This is a genomic window from Ruegeria sp. BI12 (genome assembly GCF_056537985.1).
The window spans coordinates 786298-807921 of sequence record NZ_JBQFSL010000001.1; the positions used below are offsets into that span (position 1 = coordinate 786298).

The 21624-nt window shown below is 57.5% G+C and carries 19 protein-coding genes; 9 read left to right on the plus strand and 10 right to left on the minus strand.

The window, feature by feature from the left end; genetic code table 11:
• Nucleotides 1-80: 80 nt before the first annotated feature.
• A complete protein-coding gene (prpE, locus tag ACR0AK_RS04115; RefSeq protein WP_480792455.1) occupies nucleotides 81-1970 on the minus strand; it encodes a propionate-CoA ligase PrpE in 1890 nt (629 codons plus the stop codon).
• Nucleotides 1971-2246: 276 nt separating this feature from the next.
• Nucleotides 2247-4520 (minus strand): NADP-dependent malic enzyme, encoded by a 2274-nt coding sequence (locus ACR0AK_RS04120; RefSeq protein ID WP_480792456.1) that lies wholly within the window; start codon nucleotides 4518-4520, stop codon nucleotides 2247-2249.
• Nucleotides 4521-4706: 186 nt separating this feature from the next.
• Between ACR0AK_RS04120 and ACR0AK_RS04125 the strand changes: the two genes are divergently transcribed.
• From ACR0AK_RS04125 to upp, 7 genes are all read left to right on the plus strand, one after another.
• A complete protein-coding gene (locus ACR0AK_RS04125) occupies nucleotides 4707-5411 on the plus strand; it encodes a hypothetical protein (RefSeq protein WP_170560911.1) in 705 nt (234 codons plus the stop codon).
• Nucleotides 5374-6477 carry a cupin domain-containing protein gene (locus ACR0AK_RS04130; protein ID WP_170560910.1) on the plus strand — a complete coding sequence of 368 codons (1104 nt, stop codon included), beginning with the start codon at nucleotides 5374-5376 and terminating at the stop codon, nucleotides 6475-6477. Before ACR0AK_RS04125 ends, ACR0AK_RS04130 begins: the two co-directional genes overlap by 38 nt.
• 104 nt (nucleotides 6478-6581) lie before the next feature.
• Nucleotides 6582-6974, plus strand: a complete 393-nt coding sequence (locus ACR0AK_RS04135) for a cytidine deaminase (RefSeq protein ID WP_170560909.1) — start codon at nucleotides 6582-6584, stop codon at nucleotides 6972-6974.
• A 4-nt stretch (nucleotides 6975-6978) separates the two neighbouring features.
• Nucleotides 6979-8286, plus strand: coding sequence for a thymidine phosphorylase (locus ACR0AK_RS04140; protein ID WP_480792457.1), 1308 nt, complete (start codon nucleotides 6979-6981; stop codon nucleotides 8284-8286).
• A complete protein-coding gene (locus tag ACR0AK_RS04145; protein WP_480792458.1) occupies nucleotides 8283-9494 on the plus strand; it encodes a phosphopentomutase in 1212 nt (403 codons plus the stop codon). Before ACR0AK_RS04140 ends, ACR0AK_RS04145 begins: the two co-directional genes overlap by 4 nt.
• Nucleotides 9491-10477, plus strand: a complete 987-nt coding sequence (locus tag ACR0AK_RS04150) for an adenosine deaminase (RefSeq protein ID WP_480792459.1) — start codon at nucleotides 9491-9493, stop codon at nucleotides 10475-10477. Before ACR0AK_RS04145 ends, ACR0AK_RS04150 begins: the two co-directional genes overlap by 4 nt.
• A complete protein-coding gene (gene upp / locus ACR0AK_RS04155; protein WP_480792460.1) occupies nucleotides 10474-11106 on the plus strand; it encodes a uracil phosphoribosyltransferase in 633 nt (210 codons plus the stop codon). Before ACR0AK_RS04150 ends, upp begins: the two co-directional genes overlap by 4 nt.
• Nucleotides 11107-11111: 5 nt before the next feature.
• Here upp and ACR0AK_RS04160 read toward each other — a convergent pair whose 3' ends face one another.
• Nucleotides 11112-12125: a hypothetical protein gene (locus ACR0AK_RS04160; RefSeq protein ID WP_170560905.1), complete on the minus strand. Its 1014-nt coding sequence runs from the start codon at nucleotides 12123-12125 to the stop codon at nucleotides 11112-11114.
• A gap of 153 nt (nucleotides 12126-12278) precedes the next feature.
• Between ACR0AK_RS04160 and ACR0AK_RS04165 the strand changes: the two genes are divergently transcribed.
• Complete coding sequence (locus tag ACR0AK_RS04165) at nucleotides 12279-13214, plus strand: DMT family transporter (protein ID WP_480792461.1); 936 nt, start codon at nucleotides 12279-12281, stop codon at nucleotides 13212-13214.
• Nucleotides 13215-13533: 319 nt separating this feature from the next.
• On the plus strand, nucleotides 13534-14292 hold the full coding sequence (locus tag ACR0AK_RS04170; RefSeq protein WP_480792462.1) for a Hint domain-containing protein: 759 nt from the start codon (nucleotides 13534-13536) through the stop codon (nucleotides 14290-14292).
• Nucleotides 14293-14368: 76 nt separating this feature from the next.
• Here ACR0AK_RS04170 and ACR0AK_RS04175 read toward each other — a convergent pair whose 3' ends face one another.
• The 7 genes from ACR0AK_RS04175 to ACR0AK_RS04205 all read right to left on the minus strand — a co-directional run bounded on the left by ACR0AK_RS04175 (nucleotide 14369) and on the right by ACR0AK_RS04205 (nucleotide 21548).
• The gene (locus ACR0AK_RS04175) at nucleotides 14369-16570 is read right to left on the minus strand and encodes a 3-hydroxyacyl-CoA dehydrogenase NAD-binding domain-containing protein (protein ID WP_480792463.1); all 2202 of its coding nucleotides are present in this window, start codon (nucleotides 16568-16570) and stop codon (nucleotides 14369-14371) included.
• Nucleotides 16563-17051: a cupin domain-containing protein gene (locus tag ACR0AK_RS04180; protein ID WP_170560902.1), complete on the minus strand. Its 489-nt coding sequence runs from the start codon at nucleotides 17049-17051 to the stop codon at nucleotides 16563-16565. Before ACR0AK_RS04180 ends, ACR0AK_RS04175 begins: the two co-directional genes overlap by 8 nt.
• The gene (locus ACR0AK_RS04185; RefSeq protein WP_170560901.1) at nucleotides 17051-18262 is read right to left on the minus strand and encodes an acetyl-CoA C-acetyltransferase; all 1212 of its coding nucleotides are present in this window, start codon (nucleotides 18260-18262) and stop codon (nucleotides 17051-17053) included. Before ACR0AK_RS04185 ends, ACR0AK_RS04180 begins: the two co-directional genes overlap by 1 nt.
• 11 nt (nucleotides 18263-18273) lie before the next feature.
• Nucleotides 18274-18912: a glutathione S-transferase family protein gene (locus ACR0AK_RS04190; RefSeq protein WP_480792464.1), complete on the minus strand. Its 639-nt coding sequence runs from the start codon at nucleotides 18910-18912 to the stop codon at nucleotides 18274-18276.
• A gap of 135 nt (nucleotides 18913-19047) precedes the next feature.
• On the minus strand, nucleotides 19048-19260 hold the full coding sequence (locus ACR0AK_RS04195; protein ID WP_170417753.1) for a hypothetical protein: 213 nt from the start codon (nucleotides 19258-19260) through the stop codon (nucleotides 19048-19050).
• Nucleotides 19261-19314: 54 nt separating this feature from the next.
• The gene (locus tag ACR0AK_RS04200; protein WP_480792465.1) at nucleotides 19315-21096 is read right to left on the minus strand and encodes an acyl-CoA dehydrogenase C-terminal domain-containing protein; all 1782 of its coding nucleotides are present in this window, start codon (nucleotides 21094-21096) and stop codon (nucleotides 19315-19317) included.
• A 50-nt stretch (nucleotides 21097-21146) separates the two neighbouring features.
• Nucleotides 21147-21548, minus strand: coding sequence for a MerR family transcriptional regulator (locus tag ACR0AK_RS04205; RefSeq protein WP_170560898.1), 402 nt, complete (start codon nucleotides 21546-21548; stop codon nucleotides 21147-21149).
• Nucleotides 21549-21624: the final 76 nt, after the last annotated feature.

Sequence of the window (21624 nt, forward strand, 5' to 3'; positions counted from 1 at the left end):
TTGGGACGACAGTAGGGGGCTTGTTTCGGGTTGCAAGAGAAAGACAGGCGGCGGGCGACGGATCGTCGCCCGCTGATCTGTTATTGCGCGTAGCCAATAGATTTCAACGCGTCAGTGACTTCATCCAGAATGGCGGGATCATCAATGGTCGCTGGCATCTTGTATTCCTTGCTGTCTGCAATCGACACCATCGTTCCACGCAGGATCTTGCCTGACCGTGTCTTGGGAAGGCGGTCGACCACAACGGCCAGTTTGAACGCTGCAACTGGTCCGATCTTTTCGCGCACCAGTTTGACCACGTCCTGAACGACTTCGCCATGGTCGCGGTCGCAGCCCGCGTTCAGGCAAAGGAAGCCCACCGGCATTTGACCTTTCAACTGGTCCGTCACGCCGATCACTGCACATTCAGCGACGTCGGGGTGAGCAGCCAGAACCTCTTCCATCCCGCCGGTCGACAGACGGTGACCCGCGACGTTGATCACGTCATCGGTGCGCGCCATAATGTAGAGATACCCATCCTCATCGATCATGCCTGCGTCGCCGGTTTCGTAAAATCCTGGGAACTGGTTCAGGTAGGAACTTTTGAAGCGTTCCTCGGCATTCCAAAGCGTCGGGAGAGTTCCAGGGGGCAGGGGCAGCTTGACCGCAATTGCACCCAGCTCACCGGGTTTCATCGGATGACCGCCTTCATCCAAAATCTGCACATCATAGCCCGGCATCGGTTTGGCGGGTGAGCCCAGTTTGATCGGTAGTTCCTCGATGCCCAACGGATTGCCGGCGATGGTCCAGCCGGTCTCGGTCTGCCACCAGTGGTCGATCACCGGAACCTTCAATGCGTCCTGAGCCCATTCGATCGTGTCGGGGTCGGCGCGCTCACCTGCCAGATACAAGGCGCGCAGACAGGACAGATCATACTTCGCCAGCATTTCGCCCTTTGGGTCTTCGCGTTTGACCGCGCGAATGGCGGTCGGGGCCGTGAAGAAACTTTTGACCTTATGCTCGGAAATCACCCGCCAGAACGTGCCTGCATCGGGGGTGCCGACGGGCTTGCCTTCAAACACAATCGTCGTGTTGCCGTGGATCAGTGGAGCGTAACAGATATAGGAATGCCCCACGACCCAGCCCACGTCTGAGGCCGCCCAGAAGACATCGCCCGGATCGACGTCGTAGATGTTCTTCATCGTCCAGTTCAGAGCGACCAAATGGCCTGCGGTTGGGCGCACGACGCCCTTGGGCGCTCCGGTCGTGCCGGATGTGTATAGGATGTACGCCGGGTGATTGCCGTCGACCGGCACACATTCTGCTGGTTCGACACCATATTGAAAGCCGTGCCAGTTATAGTCACGGCCTTCGACCAGCTGGGCCACTTCCTGTTCGCGCTGAAAGATCACGCAGAACTCGGGCTTATGGTTGGCCAAATCGATGGCCCCGTCCAGCAGTGGTTTGTAGTGCACCACCCGGCCCGGTTCCATCCCGCAAGAGGCTGCGATAATGGCCTTGGGCTTGGCGTCGTCGATCCGTACGGCCAGTTCGTTGCTGGCAAAGCCGCCGAATACGACCGAATGTATGGCGCCCAGTCGGGCACAGGCGAGCATGGCCTCCAGCGCTTCGGGGATCATCGGCATATAGATGATGACACGGTCGCCTTTTTGAACGCCCTTGGCTCGCAATGCCCCAGCCAAGGTGGCGACACGATTGCGCAGCTCAACGTAAGAAATCTCGCGTTTGGTGTGGGTGATAGGGCTGTCATAGATAATGGCGGTCTGCTCGCCCCGCCCATTTTCAACATGTCGATCCACTGCGTTCCAGCAGGTGTTGACCTTGGCATCGCTGAACCACTCATACAAAGGGGCGTTGTCGTCAAACAGGGCCTTGGTCGGCGGCTGGACCCAGTCAATCGTCTTTGCAGCGTCCAGCCAAAACGCCTCCGGGTCCGATTTCCAGTCTTCATAGATGTCCTGATATGCCACGGTGAACTCCTCCTGAAACTTCTTGAGAAGTGTGTTAGGTGGCTAAAAGACACCGCACAAGCGAGCGCTGTGACGGAGCGTCACTTTATCGCGAAAAATTTGCAAGAATCCGCGTTTGAGCCTGCAAATTTTTGCAAATCATCACTTTATGGCTGCTTTTTTTGACTATTTTTGCGTTTTTGCAAAGTTGAATAATTTGACGTGCAAATTTTCCTGTCGGCTTTGAAGCAAGCAGGGCGCCGATGCTGGCGCCCTGAATAGCGTGTTTCGGTTAATTTAGCCGTAATGGGCGACGGGGGTGCCTGCGATTGCCGCCATGTTCAGTAATCCTCGCGCTGTTATCGACGGAGTCACGATATGCGCCTTATTGCCCATGCCCATCAGGATCGGTCCAACTTCCAGACCATCAGCCTTCATTTTCAGGATATTGCGCACTCCGCTCGCCGCATCTGCGTGAGCAAAGATCAGAACGTTTGCCGTCCCTTTCAAGCGCGAATTGGGGAAAATCCGCGAACGCAGCTCGGGATCGAGCGCCAGATCCAGGTTCATTTCACCTTCATACGTGAAATCACGAGGCTCGGCGTCGAGGATCTCAAGTGCGGCTCGCAACCTTTTTCCGGATCCTTCGGCCTGATTTCCAAACTGGGACTGAGAACAGAAAGCGATATTGGGTTCGATTCCAAACCGCCGTACATGGCGCGCAGCGCCAATAGTCGATTCGGCCAGCTCTTCCGGAGTTGGTAGCTGCCGAACATGGGTATCGGCGATGAACAGGGGGCCGTCCTCGAGGATCATCAGCGACAGCGCTCCATGTGGACGCAGATCGCCATCGCCCAGTACCTGATTGACGTAGTTCAGGTGCCAACGATACTCGCCAAAGGTACCACAGATCATGCTGTCTGCCTCGCCCCTTTGCACCATGATCGCGGCAATTGCGGTGTTGTTCGTGCGCATGATGGCCTTTGCCAGATCGGGCGTAACACCGCGGCGCTGCATAATTTCGTGATACGAGTTCCAGTAATCATAGTACCGCGGGTCGTCTTGCGGGTTCACGATCTGGAAATCTTTGCCGGGACGGACGGTCAGCCCCAACCGCTCGCACCGGGCGTTGATCACCTCGGGGCGGCCAATCAGGATCGGAGTTTCAGTTGTTTCTTCGAGAATGGCCTGCGCAGCACGTAAAACGCGCTCGTCCTCGCCTTCGGCAAACACGATCCGGCGCGAGGCCACGGCCGCAGCCTCAAAGACCGGGCGCATCAGCAGGGCAGACTTGAATACGGACTGATTCAACCGCTCTTTATATGCCTCGATGTCATCGATCGGGCGCTTGGCCACACCACTTTTCATCGCGGCTTTGGCAACGGCCGAGGACACGACACCAACAAGACGTGGATCAAAGGGTTTGGGGATCAGATAGTCGGGGCCAAAAGTCAGTTGTTCGCCCTTATACGCCGCAGCCGCTTCGGCGCTGGTGGTTGCGCGCGCCATTTCAGCAATCCCATCCACGCAGGCGATCTGCATTTCGTCGTTGATCTCAGTCGCGCCCACATCCAGCGCGCCTCTGAAGATAAAGGGGAAACACAAAACGTTGTTGACCTGATTGGGAAAGTCGCTGCGGCCGGTGGCGATGATGGCATCCGGTGCAATTTCACGCGCCGCCTGCGGCAGGATTTCCGGTGTCGGGTTGGCCAGAGCGAAGATGATCGGGCTCTTGGCCATTTTCTCGACCATCTCGGGTTTTAGGACGTTCGGTCCGCTGAGGCCAAGGAACAAGTCTGCATCGCCAATCACATCGTCCAATGTACGCAGGTCCGACTTTTGCGCGAATTGGTCTTTGTGCGGGTTCATATCCTCTTCACGGCCTTCATAGACAAGCCCGTGGATGTCGCACAGCCAGATGTTCTCGCGCTTGACGCCCAGTTTGACCAGCATCATTAGGCAGGCAATTCCCGCTGCGCCACCACCGGTTGAGACCACTTTGACGTCTTCAAAGTTCTTGCCCGCAACGTGCAGCGCATTCTTGGCCGCAGCGCCTACGACAATGGCAGTCCCATGCTGGTCGTCGTGAAAGACCGGGATGTTCATCCGTTCCCGGCACAGCTTTTCTACGACAAAACAATCGGGTGCCTTAATGTCTTCAAGGTTGATCGCGCCAAAGGTAGGTTCAAGCGCGCAAACGATATCTGCCAGTCTCTCGGGGTCGGGTTGGTCAACCTCGATGTCAAAGCAATCGATCCCGGCGAATTTCTTGAACAGAACGGCTTTGCCCTCCATCACAGGTTTAGAGGCAAGCGCGCCGATGTTTCCCAACCCCAGAACAGCTGTCCCGTTTGAGACGACCGCTACCAGGTTCCCGCGGGCGGTATAAAGCTCGGCATTGGCCGGATCCGCTTTGATTTCAAGGCTGGCCTCGGCTACGCCGGGCGAATATGCGCGCGCCAGATCGCGACCGTTCGCCATTGGTTTTGTCGCTTTGATTTCAAGCTTACCGGGCTTTGGATGAGCGTGATATTCAAGCGCGGCCTGCCGCAGGCTGGGTGTATCCGACATCGGCGATTCAACTCCTCAGAAAATTTGATTTAGTGTTAAACTATTTCTCTGACTTTGGCTACGCTACGTCATTTTGCAACAGTTTCGCTAAAACTTCGCAAGCCATCCTTTGAAACGGAGCACAAAGATTTTATGTTCCGGAAACTTTGGAGCCAGCCTAGACCTGTCGAGCAGCGAAAACCATATATGAGCTATAAAGATGAATTTCAGGCCGGGGCCGTTTTCCCGGCGGGTCAGGTTTCACTTGGCCCGAAGCGTGCCGTTTACGTTTCGGTCTTGCTGATTGCCACCCTTGTCCTTGTCGCCGTTAGTATTTGGCCCGTTCAAGCCCTTGCATTGAACGATGAAGGAGGCTTGTTCGAAACGATCTCGGCCGCTGCACTAATTGCCTCGGGCGTGGCCGCGCTGTGGCGTTATCCCGGGATAACCCGCCTTTACATCGCGCTGGTCTGTCTGTTGCTGGCAGAACGAGAACTTGAGGCCGAAATTTACCCAGTGGATAGCCTGCCTTATTGGGCTCTGAATGGTCTGGACAATTTGCTTGATATGACGCTGGTCCGGATCGTTTTGGCCGTCGTCGTGATTGGAGGTGCTCTGTGGCATGGCATTCCGACCGCTTGGCAGGCGGTAAAGCGCCGAGCGCCCTATTTCGTGATTTTCGTACTGGCAGGACTGCTGGCGGTGATCGCCCAACTGCTTGAGGAAGTTTCCGGAATCTATCAAGCCGACCTGTCTGCTATCATGGCGGTGCGGTTTTTTGTTCTCGAAGAAACGCTTGAGATGTTCTTTTCGATTGGCATTTTGGCGTCTGTTCTGATCGGATGGCCAAAAACCGATGCCGAAGAGACTCTGAATGACCTCGACCTTGAACAACAGCCAGACGCGCGCTGAAATCCGCCTGCCGACAAGCGAACTGCGCGACGACATCCCATTTTACACGAAGGTGCTCGGTATGAGGATGGATATGATCTATCCCGCCGACGATCCGCGTGTTGCCGTGTTTTCCGGCCACGGGTTGCGCCTTCGGGTCGAGAAGGACGCGCCCGAGGCTGCTGGTTCGATCCGCATCCTGACAGAGGACCCTGACGGTTTTGCTGAAGGGCAGCGAATTTTGGTCGCGCCCAACGGCACGCGGGTTGAGATTGATGAACTGAACCCGCCGATGGTGATGCCCGAAACGGTGCATTCCTTCGTGGTGCGCAGGCTCAAAGATCAGGCCCCCTGGATCATCGGGCGGGCAGGGATGCATTACCGCGATCTGGTACCGGATCGGCTGGGTGGTTCGATCATCGCCAGCCATATCCGCATCCCCGATGGCGGCCCGGTGCCGGATATGGTGCATTTTCACAGGGTCGGGTTTCAACTGATTTTCTGCATTCATGGCTGGGTCGACGTAGTTTACGAGGATCAGGGTGACAAACTGCGCCTGACGGCCGGGGATTGCTTTATTCAACCCCCTGAAATTCGCCACCGTGTTCTAGAAGCATCGGACAATGTTCAGGTGATCGAAATTGGTGTTCCTGCCGAACACGTCACCGAAATCGACCACGATATGAAGCTGCCGACACCACACCTCCGTCCCGAGCGTGAATGGCAGGGGCAGCGGTTCGTCTATAACAAAGGTGATGATGCGGAATGGGTCGCGTTCCGCCTGCCGGGTTATATCTGCCGTGATACAACGATTGCCGAGAATACAAAGGGTGTTGCGGGCGTGCAGGTCGTGCGCAAAGGGCAGGGTGATCCGGTTTGGGCGACACATGACACGGATATCCATTTCACTTTTGTCATGGCGGGCGAAGTGACGCTGGAAGGTGAAGGGCGCGATCCTTACCCTCTGGAGCAAGGGGATGCCTTCGTGATCCCGCCGGGTATGCGCACCAAACTGTCCGATCCTTCGGATGATGTCGAATTGCTTGAGGTCACCCTGCCGGGTGTCTTCAACACCAATCTGGATTAAGTGCGTTTTTGCCTAGGAAACTTGTACACCGGGGGTTCAACTCTGCGGGCAGTTTCATTTAGGGTATGGTTTTCTGACCAGTTGATCAAAAATGGGGATTCGTCATGACTTTGAAAGATGCAGCTCTGTCTGTCCGGGAAAATGCGTATGCGCCTTATTCCAACTTCAAAGTTGGGGCCGCAATCCGGTCTGCCAACGGCGAGGTATTCTCGGGCTGCAACGTGGAAAACGTGGCTTATCCCGAAGGCACCTGTGCCGAGGCCGGGGCAATCGCCGCGATGGTGGCCGCGGGCGAACAGGAACTGTCCGAGGTTTATGTCGTCGCCTCAAGCCCGCAACCCGTTCCCCCATGTGGCGGGTGCAGACAGAAACTGGCCGAATTTGGCAAGCGGGACGTCAAGGTGACCCTTGCGACCGTTGACGGCGCCGAGTTCGAAACCACGATTGGACAATTGCTGCCGGGCGCATTCGACGCCTCCCATATGGAGGACGTGTGACCTCATGGACGCCCGTTCGATCATTGCAAAACTGCGTAGGAACGAAGTGCCGACTGGCGATGAGCTAAGCTGGTTCGCGCAAGGTTTGGCAGATGGCGGTGTCAGCGACGCGCAAGCGGGCGCTTTTGCCATGGCCGTTTGCATGGGCGGATTGGGGGCGCAGGGACGCGCCGATTTGACGACCGCCATGCGTGACAGCGGCGATGTGCTGAACTGGGATTTCGATGGCCCGGTCATCGACAAACACTCGACCGGCGGCGTGGGGGACAGCGTAAGCCTTGTGCTTGCACCTGCACTGGCCGAGTTGGGAGCATACGTTCCCATGATCTCGGGTCGGGGGCTGGGTCATACCGGTGGGACACTGGACAAGCTCGAGTCCATTCCCGGTGTCAGCACTCAGATCGGTCAGGATCGCCTGACGCAAATTCTGCGGGAAACGGGTGCGGCTATTGTCGGGGCCACGGGACAGATCGCCCCTGCGGACAAACGCCTTTATGCGATCCGCGACGTGACGGCGACCGTTGAAAGCCTGGACCTGATCACAGCCTCGATCTTGTCCAAGAAACTGGCCGCCAGCCCCGAGGCTTTGGTGCTGGACGTCAAAGTCGGCAGCGGGGCGTTCATGAAAACGCTGGACGACGCGCGCAAACTGGCGCGCGCCCTTTCGGAAACTGCGAATGCGGCAGGTTGCCGGACCTCAGCGGTGATCACCGATATGCACCAACCTTTGGCTCCTGCGCTGGGGAATGCACTGGAAGTGGCCGAGGTGATGAAAGTCATGACGAAAGACCACTACGCGCCCCTGGCTGAAATTTCGGCCGAGTTGGGTGGAGTTCTGCTAGTGGATGCGGGGATGTTTGCAACCGCCGAGGAAGGGCGCGACAAGATCACAGATGTCATCCGCGATGGTCGCGCGGCTGAACGCTTTGGGCGCATGATGGCGGCTGTGGGCGCGCCTTTGCAGTTCGTCGACAACTGGTCCCGCTACCTTCCAGAGGCCAGCGTGATCCTTGAGGTCACAGCACCGACCAACGGACACGTTACTGCGATTGACGGCGAAGCGCTGGGCTTGACCGTTGTTGCACTGGGCGGCGGACGACAGGTCGAAGATGACGTGATCGACCCGGCGGTTGGGTTGTCCGGCATCGTTCGTCTGGGCGACAAAGTCGAGAAGGGTGCACCACTGGCCGTGGTTCATGCCGCGCGCGAAGACGCTGCGCGACAGGCCGCAGATGCCGTTTTGAAGGCGATTGCAATTAGTGACGACGCCCCGATGGAACCTATACTCATCCACGAAAGGATCACGCCGTGACCCGCGCGTTCTTGGTGGTGATGGACTCGGTCGGTATCGGGGGTGCGCCGGATGCCGATCGGTTCTTCAATGGCGAGATACCGGATACTGGCGCAAATACGCTGGCGCATATTGCACAGGCCTGTGCCGAGGGGTGCGCCGAAAAGGGGCGCTCAGGTCCGCTGCACCTGCCAAGCTTAGATGCGCTTGGGCTAGGGGCCGCAACGCGGTTGGCATCGGGGGCCACAACACCGGGATTGGATGCCGAGCCGGCTGGGCTCTGGGGCAGCGCACGCGAGTATTCGCCGGGCAAGGATACGCCTTCGGGCCATTGGGAGCTGGCCGGATTGCCGGTGCCGTGGGATTGGCATTACTTCCCCGATACGACGCATGCTTTCCCTGCCGAATTGCGTCGCGCTGCGGCTGAGGCCGCCGGTACAGACGATATACTGGGCGACTGCCACGCCTCGGGCACGACCATCATTGCCGAATTGGGGGCCGAGCATATGCGGACCGGCTGGCCGATCTGCTATACATCGGCCGACAGCGTGTTCCAGATCGCCGCGCATGAGGAAAGCTTTGGTCTCGACCGCCTGCTGGACATGTGCAAGGCGCTTGCCCCGCGTTTGCATGACATGAAAGTGGGGCGTGTCATCGCGCGACCTTTTGTTGGTTCAGCCGAACAGGGCTTTACCCGCACCACCAATCGTAAGGATTTTGCGATCCTGCCCCCAGCACCCGTACTGACCAACTGGGTGCAGGATGCAGAACGTCGGGTCCACGCGGTGGGTAAGATCGGCGACATCTTCTCGATGCAGGGGATCGACACATTGCGCAAAGGCTCAGATGCCGAGTTGATGAGGCACCTGTCCGATCTGGTCAATGAGGCCGAAGAGGGTAGCCTGATCTTTGCCAATTTTGTTGAGTTCGACAGTCTTTATGGCCATCGCCGGGATATCAGCGGTTATGCGCGCGCCCTTGAATGGTTCGACCGTGAAATCGGGACGATCCTGAACAGGTTGCGTCCTGGAGATCTGATGTTATTGACCGCCGATCATGGCAATGACCCCAGCTGGATCGGAACCGACCACACGCGCGAGCAGGTGCCCGTTCTTGTTGCTGGCCGGGGGGCCGGGCAAATCGGGGCCGTAGATTTTGCCGATGTCGCCGCCAGTATCGCACACCACCTGAATGTTCCGGCACAAGGGCCGGGAAAGAGTTTTCTATGACCGTCGCAGACCTCCCCAAGATCGAACTGCACCTACACCATGAAGGTGCAGCGCCGCCTGATTTCATCCGTCAGCTTGCGCATGAAAAGCGCATCGACCTTAGCGGAATTTTCAAAGCGGATGGAAGCTATGACTTCCGTGATTTCGCCCATTTCCTCAGCGTGTATGAGGCGGCCTGCGAGGTGCTCAAATCGCCCGAGGATTTCCGTCGCCTGACCTTGGCCATTCTGGAAGAAAGCGCTCAGAACGGGGTGGTCTATTCGGAAACCTTCCTAAGCCCTGATTTCTGCGGTGGCGGGGACGTGCACGCCTGGCGCGACTATTTGAATGCGATTCAAGACGCCGCGGATGAGGCCGAGCGCAAGTTCGACATTACTTTGCGCGGGGTTGTCACCTGTGTTCGTCATTTCGGGCCCGAGCAGGCAAAACAAAGCGCGCATTGCGCCGCCGAGACTGCGGGTGACTGGATCACCGGATTTGGAATGGGCGGAAACGAAGGCGTCGGCACGCAGGGCGATTTTAAATGGGCCTTTGACTGCGCTCGCGAAGCAGGGCTGAGCCTGACCACCCACGCCGGAGAATTTGGCGGCCCCGAAAGCGTTCGCGATGCTGTTCGGGACCTCGGTGTTGAACGGGTCGGTCACGGCGTTCGGGCCATCGAGGACGACGACCTGATCCGGGAACTTGTCGATCGTGACGTCACGCTCGAGGTCTGCCCTGGCTCGAACGTGGTTCTGGGCCTGTTCCCCGATTTTTCTGCACATCCGATTGCCCGGTTGCGCGATCACGGTGTGAGGGTCACAGTATCCACTGACGATCCGCCGTTTTTCCATACCACCATGCGGCGTGAATATGAGATGCTGAATCAGGCCTTTGGCTGGGACGCCGAAGATTTTGCAGCACTGAACGACACCGCCCTTAACGCGGCGTTCTGCGATGATGAAACCCGCGAACGGGTTAAGAAAAGACTGGAGAGAACATGAGCGAACACCTGACCGTCGTTGATCACCCGCTGGTGCAGCACAAACTGACGCTCATGCGGGACAAAGGCACCTCGACCGCCGTGTTCAGGCAGTTGCTGCGTGAGATCACGTTGTTGCTGGCCTATGAAGTCACACGCGAACTCAAGCTGACCACCCGCCACATCGAGACACCGATGGAGGAGATGGACGCGCCCATTCTGGCCGGTAAGAAGCTGGCGCTGGTGTCGATCCTGAGGGCGGGCAATGGGATGCTCGACGGGGTGCTGGAACTGGTCCCATCGGCGCGTGTGGGCTTTGTTGGCCTCTACCGGGATGAAGAAACGCTGAAGCCTGTGCAATACTATTTCAAAGCGCCGGAGGGTTTGAAGGATCGTCTGGTCATTGCGGTTGATCCGATGCTGGCAACCGGCAACAGCTCGGCCGCGGCGATTGATCTGCTGAAAGCGGCCGGGGCGACCGATATTCGTTTTCTCTGCCTGTTGGCCGCGCCCGAAGGTGTCGCCCGCATGAAAGAGGCGCATCCCGACGTGAACATTGTCACCGCGTCTCTGGACCGTGAATTGAATTCTAAGGGCTATATCATGCCGGGTCTGGGCGATGCCGGTGACCGGATGTTTGGGACAAAGTAATCGGTCTATTCGCCACAGATATTCTGAAGTCGGACCCAATCGCGGTCCGGCAGCACTTGTGATAGAGGGCGCCCGGCCATCGGGTCGGCCTCGATCAGGCCCAGAGTGGTTTCTCCGGTAACATCCACCGCATAGGCATATGGCGTTGACGGCAGCGCCGCCTGCGCGAACACTTCTAGCAATTCCTGATCGGATATGGACGGGCGCGGTTCTGACAGGACCTGTTCGCTATAACTGTCAACGATCTGGGGCGTCAGCTCTCCAGTCGTTAGCAGTCGGAACGCCGTGGTTGGTCCGGTTCGGTCCAGCACTTCATCCAAAGGATCCTTTGCGGCGGCCCGCGCGCGTTCGGCGATGATGTAACCGGCAGCTACGGACGGGTCTTCGTGATCTTCAACCAAAGAGCGGTTCAGCAGAATGATCCCACCGGGCAAGCTAAGGCTGGTTTGCACTCCAGCGGGTAGGATCACGACCTCACGCACTCCGGTTCGGGTCGCCAGTTGGTCCAACGCGGCTTGCGCATCCTCTGATGTACACGCGACCCCCGAAACCCGTTCGATCCGGTGCAGGATCGCGTCCCCGATGTCGTATCGCTTAATCTCGGGTACAACGGAAACGACGTGGCTTTGCAACGCGACGGGAACCCAGAGCAGCAATAGCGCGGCAACTGCAGCCACTACACCCGCAACACTCAACCAGCGCAAACGTCCGGGATGCGGGCGCGACCGGTCAATCGCTTTTTGCAATCGATCAATGGCTGCGATCATTGTGGTTTCAGATTCTTCCAGCTCGAGCGTCTCGTCCGGGTCGCCATCCGGGTTGAAGATGGCGGGATAGCTTCCGGGATTCTGACGCTCCAGCGCAGCCAGAGACCAATGGGTCAGGGCCCGGTCGTTGAAATCCGAAATCGTCAGCGTAGCTTCGCCAATCGACACTACGACCTCTCGCCTCTGCACGTCGGGCGAGGGGCGCCACAGACCGGTGGCTTCGATCCGCTGGAACTGTTTCAGAGCCGTCATCAAGGTGAGGTTTGCTCGTTATTATTTTGTCTCAGCTTAACATGGTAATTTCCAAGGGCGCAAACCAGTTGCGCCATCTACGGTAAATGTGCTGGATACAACAGCGCGCAAGGGGTCGTTCTTTTGCGCCGAACCGAACTACCGAGGCGAAAGATGCAGGCGGACAATCAGACCTCACCCATATTGGCGTCGGTGCTGATGATCAGCGCGATGGCGATTATTGGGGTGATCGACAATGTGGTGATCCTGCTGGCTGAACAAATTGGCCTTTGGCAGTTTCATCTGAGTCGCGCGTTGCTGATGTTGCCGTTGATTTTTGGCCTGTCGCTTTTGGGGCTGGGTGAAATGCGTCCGAAACGATTTGGTCCGGTGATTCTGCGCAGCGTGCTGATCACCCTGGCTATGTTGTTCTATTTCGCGTCGCTTGCTGTCATGCCAATTGCGCAGGCGCTGGCGGGTTTGTTTACGTCGCCGATCTTTGTTCTCTTGATCTCAGCCCTTGCAATGAAACAGCGGATTGGTCCCTGGCGAATTCTTGCGGTTCTGCTGGGTTTTGTGGGGATCCTGTGCGTGCTGCAACTTGATCCCTATGATTTCGATACCCGCAGTCTACTGCCCGTCGCAGGTGGTCTTTTCTATGCGCTGAGCGCAGTTATCACGCGCAGCCATTGCTCTGAGGAAAGTACCGTCGCGCTGCTGGCCGCAATGATCATAACGTTGGGGTCGGCCGGGGCGATCGGCCTTTTGGTGCTCGAACTGTTCCCGATGATCTCGCCAGACGGTCCCGACGGCTTTGCCACGCGCGGATGGGTCTGGCAAATGCGACCCGCTTTGCCGTGGATTGCGATACAGGCGGTCGGTTCCACGATTGCTGTATTCATGCTGATCAAGGCCTATCAGGTGGGCGAGCCGTCTTATGTCGCGGTCTTTGAGTACTCGGTCATGATCTTTGGCCCGTTGTTCGCGTTCGCGGCCTTTGGACAGGCGATTGGGCCCATGCAGATCGGCGGTATTGGTTTAATTGCCGTTGCCGGTGCCCTGTTGGGGTGGCGTGCCGGACGCGAGGCTGCCCGGCCAGAACCGACTTAGCCAATTCCTGTTGCCAATAGTTAGTTTGGGTGGGCCTGCACGGATCATTCAGTCCAGAGACCGATTGGCACTACGCCGCCCAAGCGGTTTCAGTCAGGGTTTCGAACAGATTCGACGCTACGGGTTATTGAAAATGTTGATCATAGTTTCCAAAATTATGCCAATTTTGCATTTTTGCGCGGTGTTGTTCAGGGAAATGTTGTTTTTCACTGCTTTAAGAGCCCAAATCGGGCCGTAATGTGTCTAAATTAAGTCGCCCATGCTTATGTTGTGCTAGCCGTTATGAGTAGTTGTTTTGTGTCAGAAGTGGGTGCGACACGTGTTAAAAGTACAGAGTGTTCTGAGTTATGAAGACGTTCCGAGCCATGAAATGCGGAACAACCCTACGGTTTCGCTGAATGCGCGTCGTGGCGGTTTTGTCCACGGTACAAAGATCTCGACAGATCGGGGATGGCAAACAGTTGAAAACCTTCAAGCCGGTGATTTGATCCGAACATTGGACAACGGGTTCAAGGCTGTCTCGCGGGTTTCGACGGATTGCATCGCAATCCCGGCCAGTGAAACGAAACCGGAAAACTTGCCCGTACGGGTGCCATCAAACACTTTGTATAATGGAGCCCCGGTTTGGTTGATGCCAGAGCAGGGCGTCGCATTGGACAACACCAAATTCAACAGCGGTCCAATCACACTGCCCATCAGCATGCCTGTCGTGCCTGCACGGGTACTTAGTGGTACGTTCCGGCTATCGTCCAGCGCGCCGTCGCTTCTGTTTGAGGTTTGTTCGCTGTTCTTTGAACAAGACGAAGTGATTTATATTGAGGGTGGACTGCGGGCCTTCTGTCCTGCGGGACGCTTCGGGTCGAACAGCCGGCCAGCAAACGCCTCATATAAGGTGGTCGATGCAGAGCGGACCGAAGATCTAATCGATATGGTCGCGCATTGCAGGGACATTGCTGTTCTGGCGAATTCACTGGGCGCAGTACCGGCACCGATCATGGAGCACCCGATATTTCCGGTGCGGCCTGTAAAAGGCGCGCGTCGCCCTGGTAGGCCGGGACGGCCTGCTCCGATATTCTAATTTTTTAAAGTCATTGGTTAAAGATCATTAGTTAAAGAATGGCGCTGGCGCGGTTTCCCGCACCAGCGTCAATTTTTTAAGCAGCCTTCGCTTCGGGATCAAAGCGGCCATAGAAGCTCTGACCTTTGTCGGCCATCTCGCGCAGCAGCGGCGGGCAAGCGAAGCGTTCGCCATACTGCGCAGCCAGCTGATCACAGCGCTCGGCCGCGTAGGGCGTACCGATGATGTCCAGCCAGCTGAGCGGCCCACCTGACCAAGGGGCAAAGCCCCAACCAAGGATCGCGCCCACGTCACCTTCGCGGATATCTTCCAGAACGCCTTCTTCGAGCGCGCGGACCGCTTCCAAAACCTGAGCGAACATCAGACGTTCCTGAACTTCGATCAGATCGGGCTGGTCTTCTGCATGCGGGTATTTCTCTTGCAAGCCTTTCCAGTATTCGGTGCGCTTGCCCTTTTCGTCGTAGTCAAAGAAGCCCGCGTTTGCTTTGCGCCCCAGACGACCCTCTTCCTCCATCCAGAAGATCAGATCGTCGCCCGGGTTTTCCGGATAGGCATCGCCCATCGCGGCTTTGGTTGCGCGAGCAATCTTGGCACCCAGATCAATCGAGGTCTCATCGTTCAACTGGATTGGCCCAACGGGGAAGCCCAACTGACGCGCGGCGTTGTCGATCAACACTGGGCTGACGCCCTCGGTGATCATGCGCAGACCTTCGTTGATGTAAGGAATGATGCAACGGTTGGCATAGAAAAAGCGCGCATCGTTGACCACGATCGGCGTCTTGCGGATCTGGCGGACGTAGTCCAGCGCCTTGGCCACCGCGCGATCACCGGTTTCCTTGCCTTTGATGATCTCGACCAGGAACATCTTCTCGACCGGCGAGAAGAAGTGGATGCCGATGAACTGATCTGGGCGCACGGATGCCTTGGCCAGATCGGTGATCGGCAGGGTCGAGGTGTTCGACGCAAAGATGCAGTCCTCGGGGATGATCGCCTCGACCTTCTTGGTCATCTCGGCCTTGACGCCCACGTCCTCGAAGACGGCTTCGATGATCAGATCACAGCCTTTGAGGTTGTCCAGATCCGGGGTCGCGGTGATGCGGGCCAGCATGGCTTCTTTTTTCTCAGCCGTGACCTTGCCGCGCTTCATACCTTTGTCCAGGTAGCTCTCGGTATAGGCCTTGCCCTTGTCCGCTGCTTCCTGGTCGCGGTCTACTAGAACCACTTCCATACCGGCTTGCGCCGACACGAGCGCGATACCGGCACCCATCATGCCTGCACCCAGAACGCCGATCTTTTTGACCGACTGATCCGGAACACCGGCAGGACGCACAGCGCCTTTTTCCAGCGCTTCCTTGTTCAGGAACAGCGAACGGATCATCGCACCCGAGGATGGATTCATCAGAACTGAGGTGAACCAACGCGCCTCGATCTTAAGGGCAGTGTCGAAATCGACAAGCGCGCCCTCGTAGACCGCGCTCAGCAGAGCTTTGGCCGCAGGGAATGCGCCTTGGGTCTTGCCGTTTACCATCGCCGATGCACCAACGAAGTTCATGAAGCCAGCGGGGTGGTAAGGCGCGCCGCCGGGCATCTTATAACCTTTCGCATCCCACGGCTTGACGATGTCTGCGTCCTTGGCGTTCAGTACCCATTCCTTGGCTGCGGCCATCGGGTCGGCTGCGATCTCGTCAATATAACCCGCGCCCTTGGCTTTCTTGACGTCCAGCATTTTGCCTTCCAGCAGCAGAGGAGCGGCGGCAATCGCGCCAACCTTGCGGACCATCCGGGTGGTGCCGCCCGCGCCGGGGAAGATGCCAACCATGATCTCGGGCAGGCCGTATTTCGCCTTGGGGTTTTCGGCCGCAAAGATGCGGTGCGTGGACAGCGGCAATTCCATACCGATGCCCGCTGCAGTGCCGGGCAGAACGGTAGCAATCGGCTTGCCGCCCTTCTTGGTCTTGGGATCCATGCCCGCCATCTCGATCTTGCGCAGCAGGGCGTGCATTTGCATCGTGCCCTCGAACAGACCTTTTGCCGGGTTGTCGCCCGCCTGTTCCTTCATCACTGCCAACAGGTTCAGGTCCATGCCCCCAGCAAATGACCCTTCCTTGCCTGACGTGATGACGATGCCTTTGACATCTTCATCCGCCAGCGCCTGATCAATGCAATCGCTCAGTTGCGCCAGCCCATCAAAGGACATCACGTTCATGGTTTTCCCGGGCACGTCCCAGGTAATAATGGCGACGCCGTCTGCGTCTTTGCTCAGAGTGAAATCAGTCATTGTCATCTCCAATCTGGTCAGCCGTCAGCGGGCTGCCATCCTTGCGGGTGAAGGCGAATCCGTTCTCGTCATCCTTCACCATCATGTCTATGTCGCTGTAATAGCCGGTCTCGGTCGGGGTCCGTGTGCCCACTACCAGAAAGGTCGCGGGCGCATCGGTTTTGTTCACAAGGTGGTGACCATTGGCCTCACCTGCGGGCCAAGCGGCGCAATCGCCGGGCTGCATCTCATGCTCACCATCGTCATCGATCAGCACGCAGGTGCCGCTGAGCATGATAGCAAATTCGTCCTGCTCCATATGGTAATGGCGCAGCGAAGACATGCCCTGCGGCTCAAGCCGCACGATGTTGACCCCGTATTGGGAAAGTCCGCCTGCATCACCCACACGCTGCACAAAACGACCCGCGGTCGCCTCGGCCAGTTTGCCGGGATAGGCCGAGCCGCCCTGAAACGGGATCTGAGAGAGATCCAGCTTGGGCATCAGACCCGCTCGATAATGGTTGCCGCACCCATGCCGGATGCAATGCAAAGCGTGGCCAGACCGGTTTCTTTGTCCTGACGCTCCAGCTCATCCAGCAGCGTGCCGATGATCATCGCTCCGGTTGCGCCCAGCGGGTGACCCATCGCGATCGAGCCACCATTGGGGTTGACCAGCGCCGGATCCACGTCAAACGCCTGTTGGAAGCGCAGCACGACCGAGGCGAAGGCTTCGTTGACTTCGAACAGGTCCAGATCGCCGATCTTCATGCCGTTGTCGGCCAGGATCTTCTCGGTCACCGGAACAGGGCCGGTCAGCATGATGGTCGGGTCGGTGCCAATCTTGGCGGTTGCCTTGATGCGCGCGCGCGGCTTGAGGCCGTACTTCTCACCAAATTCCTTGTTGCCGATCAGAACAGCCGCCGCACCGTCCACAATGCCTGAGCTGTTGCCGGCATGGTGGATGTGGTTCACGCGTTCAAGATGCGGGTACTTCAGCATCGCAACTTTGTCGAAGCCGGGCATCTGCTCGCCCATCATTTGGAAGGAAGGGTTCAGGGCTCCGAGGCTCTGCATGTCAGTGCCGGGGCGCATGTATTCGTCGCGGTCCAGAATGGTCAGGCCGTTCTGGTCTTTAACGGTGATGACCGACTTTTCGAACCGGTTGTCCGCCCATGCTTCTGCGGCGCGTTTTTGCGATTCAACCGCCAGAGCGTCGGCGTCATCACGGGAGAAACCGTACTCGGTAGCAATGATGTCGGCCGAGATGCCCTGCGGAACGAAATAGGTATCCATCGCCAGCGAGGGGTCAACGGCAATTGCAGCACCATCGCTGCCCATGGCAACGCGGCCCATCATTTCGACGCCACCTGCGATGTAAGCCTCACCTGCGCCGCCTTTGACCTGGTTCGCCGCGAGGTTCACAGCTTCCATGCCTGAGGCGCAGAAACGGTTGATTGCGAGACCGGGGATCGATTGATCCAGATCAGAGGCCAGAACAGCCGAGCGCGCAAGACAGCCGCCTTGCTCCATAACTTGGGTGACGTTGCCCCAGATCACGTCCTCAACGGCGTGGCCTTCGAGGTTGTTACGCTCTTTCATCGCGTTCAGGGTCAGGGCGGACAGGCGCACCGAGGTTACCTCGTGCAGGCTGCCATCCTTGCGGCCCTTGCCGCGCGGGGTGCGCAGGGCGTCATAGATATATGCTTCGGTCATGGGTCTTCTCCTCAAGCTCGATCCGACGGGTTGCCGGGCATCAGGTCATAGGGGTGTTTCCAGCCAGGCTGCTCGGACAAGCGAGACAGCCAGGCGTCGATATGGGGCCAGTCGGCGCGGTCAAAGCCGAATGGTTCGGGGTAATACAGATAGCTGCAGCAGCTGAGATCGGCGTTCGTGACATCGTCGCCAACAATCCAGTCGCGGCCGTTCAGATGATCGTTCAACACTTGGTAAGCGGCCTTCAGGCGCCCTTGATTGAAAGCGATCACATCGGGATTGCGGTGCTGTTCCGGCAGGAAATTGATCAGGAAGCGGGTCAGGCCGGCCATCGAGCTGAGTTTGTGATTGTCCCACAGCACCCAGCGCAGAACATCGTAATTCTCTTCCCGGTTCTTGCCACCGAACTTACCTGACTTCTCAGTCACATAGGTCTGAATGGCGCCAGACTGGCTCGTGCGGAAATCACCATTGATCAGGACAGGTGCTTCGCCCATTTCATTCACTTCGGCGCGAAACTCGGGCGTGCGAGTTACACCTTTGAAGAAGTCGACAAAGACCGGTTCCCACTCCAGCCCGGACATTTCCAGCGCCAGCGCAGCCTTGTAACTGTTTCCGCTTTCTCCGAAGCAATGAAGCTTGATGGTCATGTGATCGCCCCTCCCAAGGCGCATGGTGCGAAGTCGAATTTCGCGTATTTCGAGAAAGACGAACCATAAGGCTAAGCGCCATTGGGGTTTGTCTTTCTGAAAACACGCCCACCTGATTGAAGGTGGCTGATGTTTTTACCGTTTGCGATCATCCAGTTCTGAATTGAAGATACGCAGGCGGTGGGTCAGGTTGTCCTCGTTGATCACGCTGTTGAAATTCTCGAACAAAAACGACAGTGCCTCTCCTTCGTCTAATCCAGCCTCACGTGCGAATGCTTTGAGCTTGCGATACCCGTCCTCGGTCATTGCGACGGGAAAGCGGCGGGTCAGTCGAAAACGTTTTGGCATGTGGTTCCTCCGGTAAGTTGGGTCCGGGCAATGTTACCCGGACCCAGACTGTGATCAGAAGTTCGCTGCGTCCAGAGCCATGACCGTATCCGCGCCCGTCTGGATGCGCGACAGGTGCATCGCAGTCGCGGGCAGGCGGCGCGCCATGTAGAAACGACCGGTGTTGATCTTGGTCTCGTAGAACTCTTTGTCCGAGGCACCACCGTCCAGAGATTCCTGAGCGGCTTTGGCCATCTGCGCCCACATCAGACCCAGGCAGACATGGCCGAACATGTGCATGAAGTCGTAGGAGCCTGACAGTGCGTTGTTTGGGTTCTTCATGCCTTCCTGCATGAAGTACATGCCAGCGGACTGAAGGTCTTTGGACGCCGCTTTCAGCGGTTCGATGAACGCTTTGTCATAGGCTTCGTCCTTGCCACCGTTTTCCTTGCAGAAGGATTTGACCATTTCAAAGAAAGCCATGACATGCTTGCCGCCATCCTGTGCCAGTTTACGGCCGACAAGGTCCAGCGCCTGAACGCCATTGGCACCTTCGTAGATCATCGCGATGCGGGCGTCGCGGGTGTACTGTGACATGCCCCATTCCTCGATGTAGCCGTGGCCACCATAAACCTGCTGAGCCTGCACGGTCATGTCGTAACCTTCATCCGTCAGGAAGCCTTTGATGACCGGGGTCAGCAACGAGATCAGGCCGTCCGCATCTTTGTCACCCGAACGATGCGCCTTGTCGATCATAGTCGCGCCCCAAAGAATGAATGCACGTGCACCTTCGGTGAAGCTTTTCTGATCCATCAGGTTGCGGCGGATGTCGGGGTGCACGATCAGCGGATCGGCGGGGCCGTCCGGGTTCTTTGCACCAGTCACATCACGACCCTGCAGGCGGTCCTTGGCGTATTCGACGGCATTCTGGTACGCAGCCTCGGCCTGCGACAGGCCCTGCATGCCCACACCCAGACGTGCTTCGTTCATCATGGTGAACATGGCACGCATGCCTTTGTGCTCGTCGCCCAGCAGCCAGCCGGTGGCTTCGTCATAGTTCATGACGCAGGTCGAGTTGCCGTGGATGCCCATCTTTTCTTCGATCTTTCCGACCGAAACACCGTTACGCTCACCCGGTGTGCCGTCTTCGTTCACGATGAACTTGGGCACGATGAAGAGTGACACACCTTTGATGCCCTCGGGTCCTCCGGGGATCTTGGCCAGAACCAGGTGGATGATGTTATCGGCCATGTCGTGATCACCGGACGAGATAAAGATCTTCTGACCAGAGATTTTGTAGCTGCCGTCGCCCTGCGGTTCCGCCTTGGTGCGCATCAGGCCCAGATCGGTACCGCAATGCGGTTCGGTCAGGTTCATCGTGCCGGTCCATTCACAGCTGACCATGTTCGGCAGGTACTTATTCTTCTGCTCGTCGGTTCCGTGTGCCAAAATCGCCGACGCCGCGCCGTGCGTCAGGCCCTGGTACATTACGAATGCCTGGTTCGCGGCAGAGAACATTTCGCCAACAGCCGTACCCAGGACGTAAGGCATGTTCTGGCCGCCATACTCTTCTGGCATGTCGAGACCAGTCCAGCCACCTTCTTTCATCTGCTCGAAGGCGTCTTTGAAACCGGTGGGGGTATAAACGATACCATTTTCCAAACGGCATCCTTCGGTATCCCCGACCACGTTCAGCGGGTGCAACACGTTGGTGGCGACCTTGCCTGCTTCTTCCAAAACAGCGCCGGTGAAATCGGCTTCGAGTTCGCTGTACCCCGGAACGTCAGAGTCCGAGATTTTCAGAACATTGTGCAGAATGAACTGCGTGTCTTTGGTTGGCGCGTTGTAGACGGGCATGTGAAGCTCCCTTTAATTCATATGTCCGGGTGGCAGGCAGGCGAGGGGGGTTACTCGGCAGCCTTTTTGTCTTGTTTCATCGAGGCGATTACTTTCTCGCCCCAGCGCAACTGTTCTTTCAGGTCGTCGATCGCCTGCGTCAGTTCCTCACGACGCGCTTCCATGTCCTCCAGACGTTCGCACGCAATCTCATAGGTGCGGGACATCTGTGTCAGCTGTTGGTCGCCCACATGATACAGGTCCAGAAGCTGGCGGATTTCTTCAAGGCTGAAGCCAAAGCGCTTGCCGCGCAGGATCAGTTTCAGGCGTGCGCGGTCGCTTTTGGTGAACAGCCGTTTCTGGCCCTCACGGATTGGAAACAAAAGCTCTTTGGCCTCGTAGAACCGTAAAGTGCGGGGTGTGACATCATATGTCTCGCACATTTCGCGGATGGTCATCAGATCTTCGGTCATGGTCTTAGCACTCTCGTCACTGGCGTCTATGAAAGTCAGGTGCGCAGTCGATGCGCACGTTACAACACGTAGATGA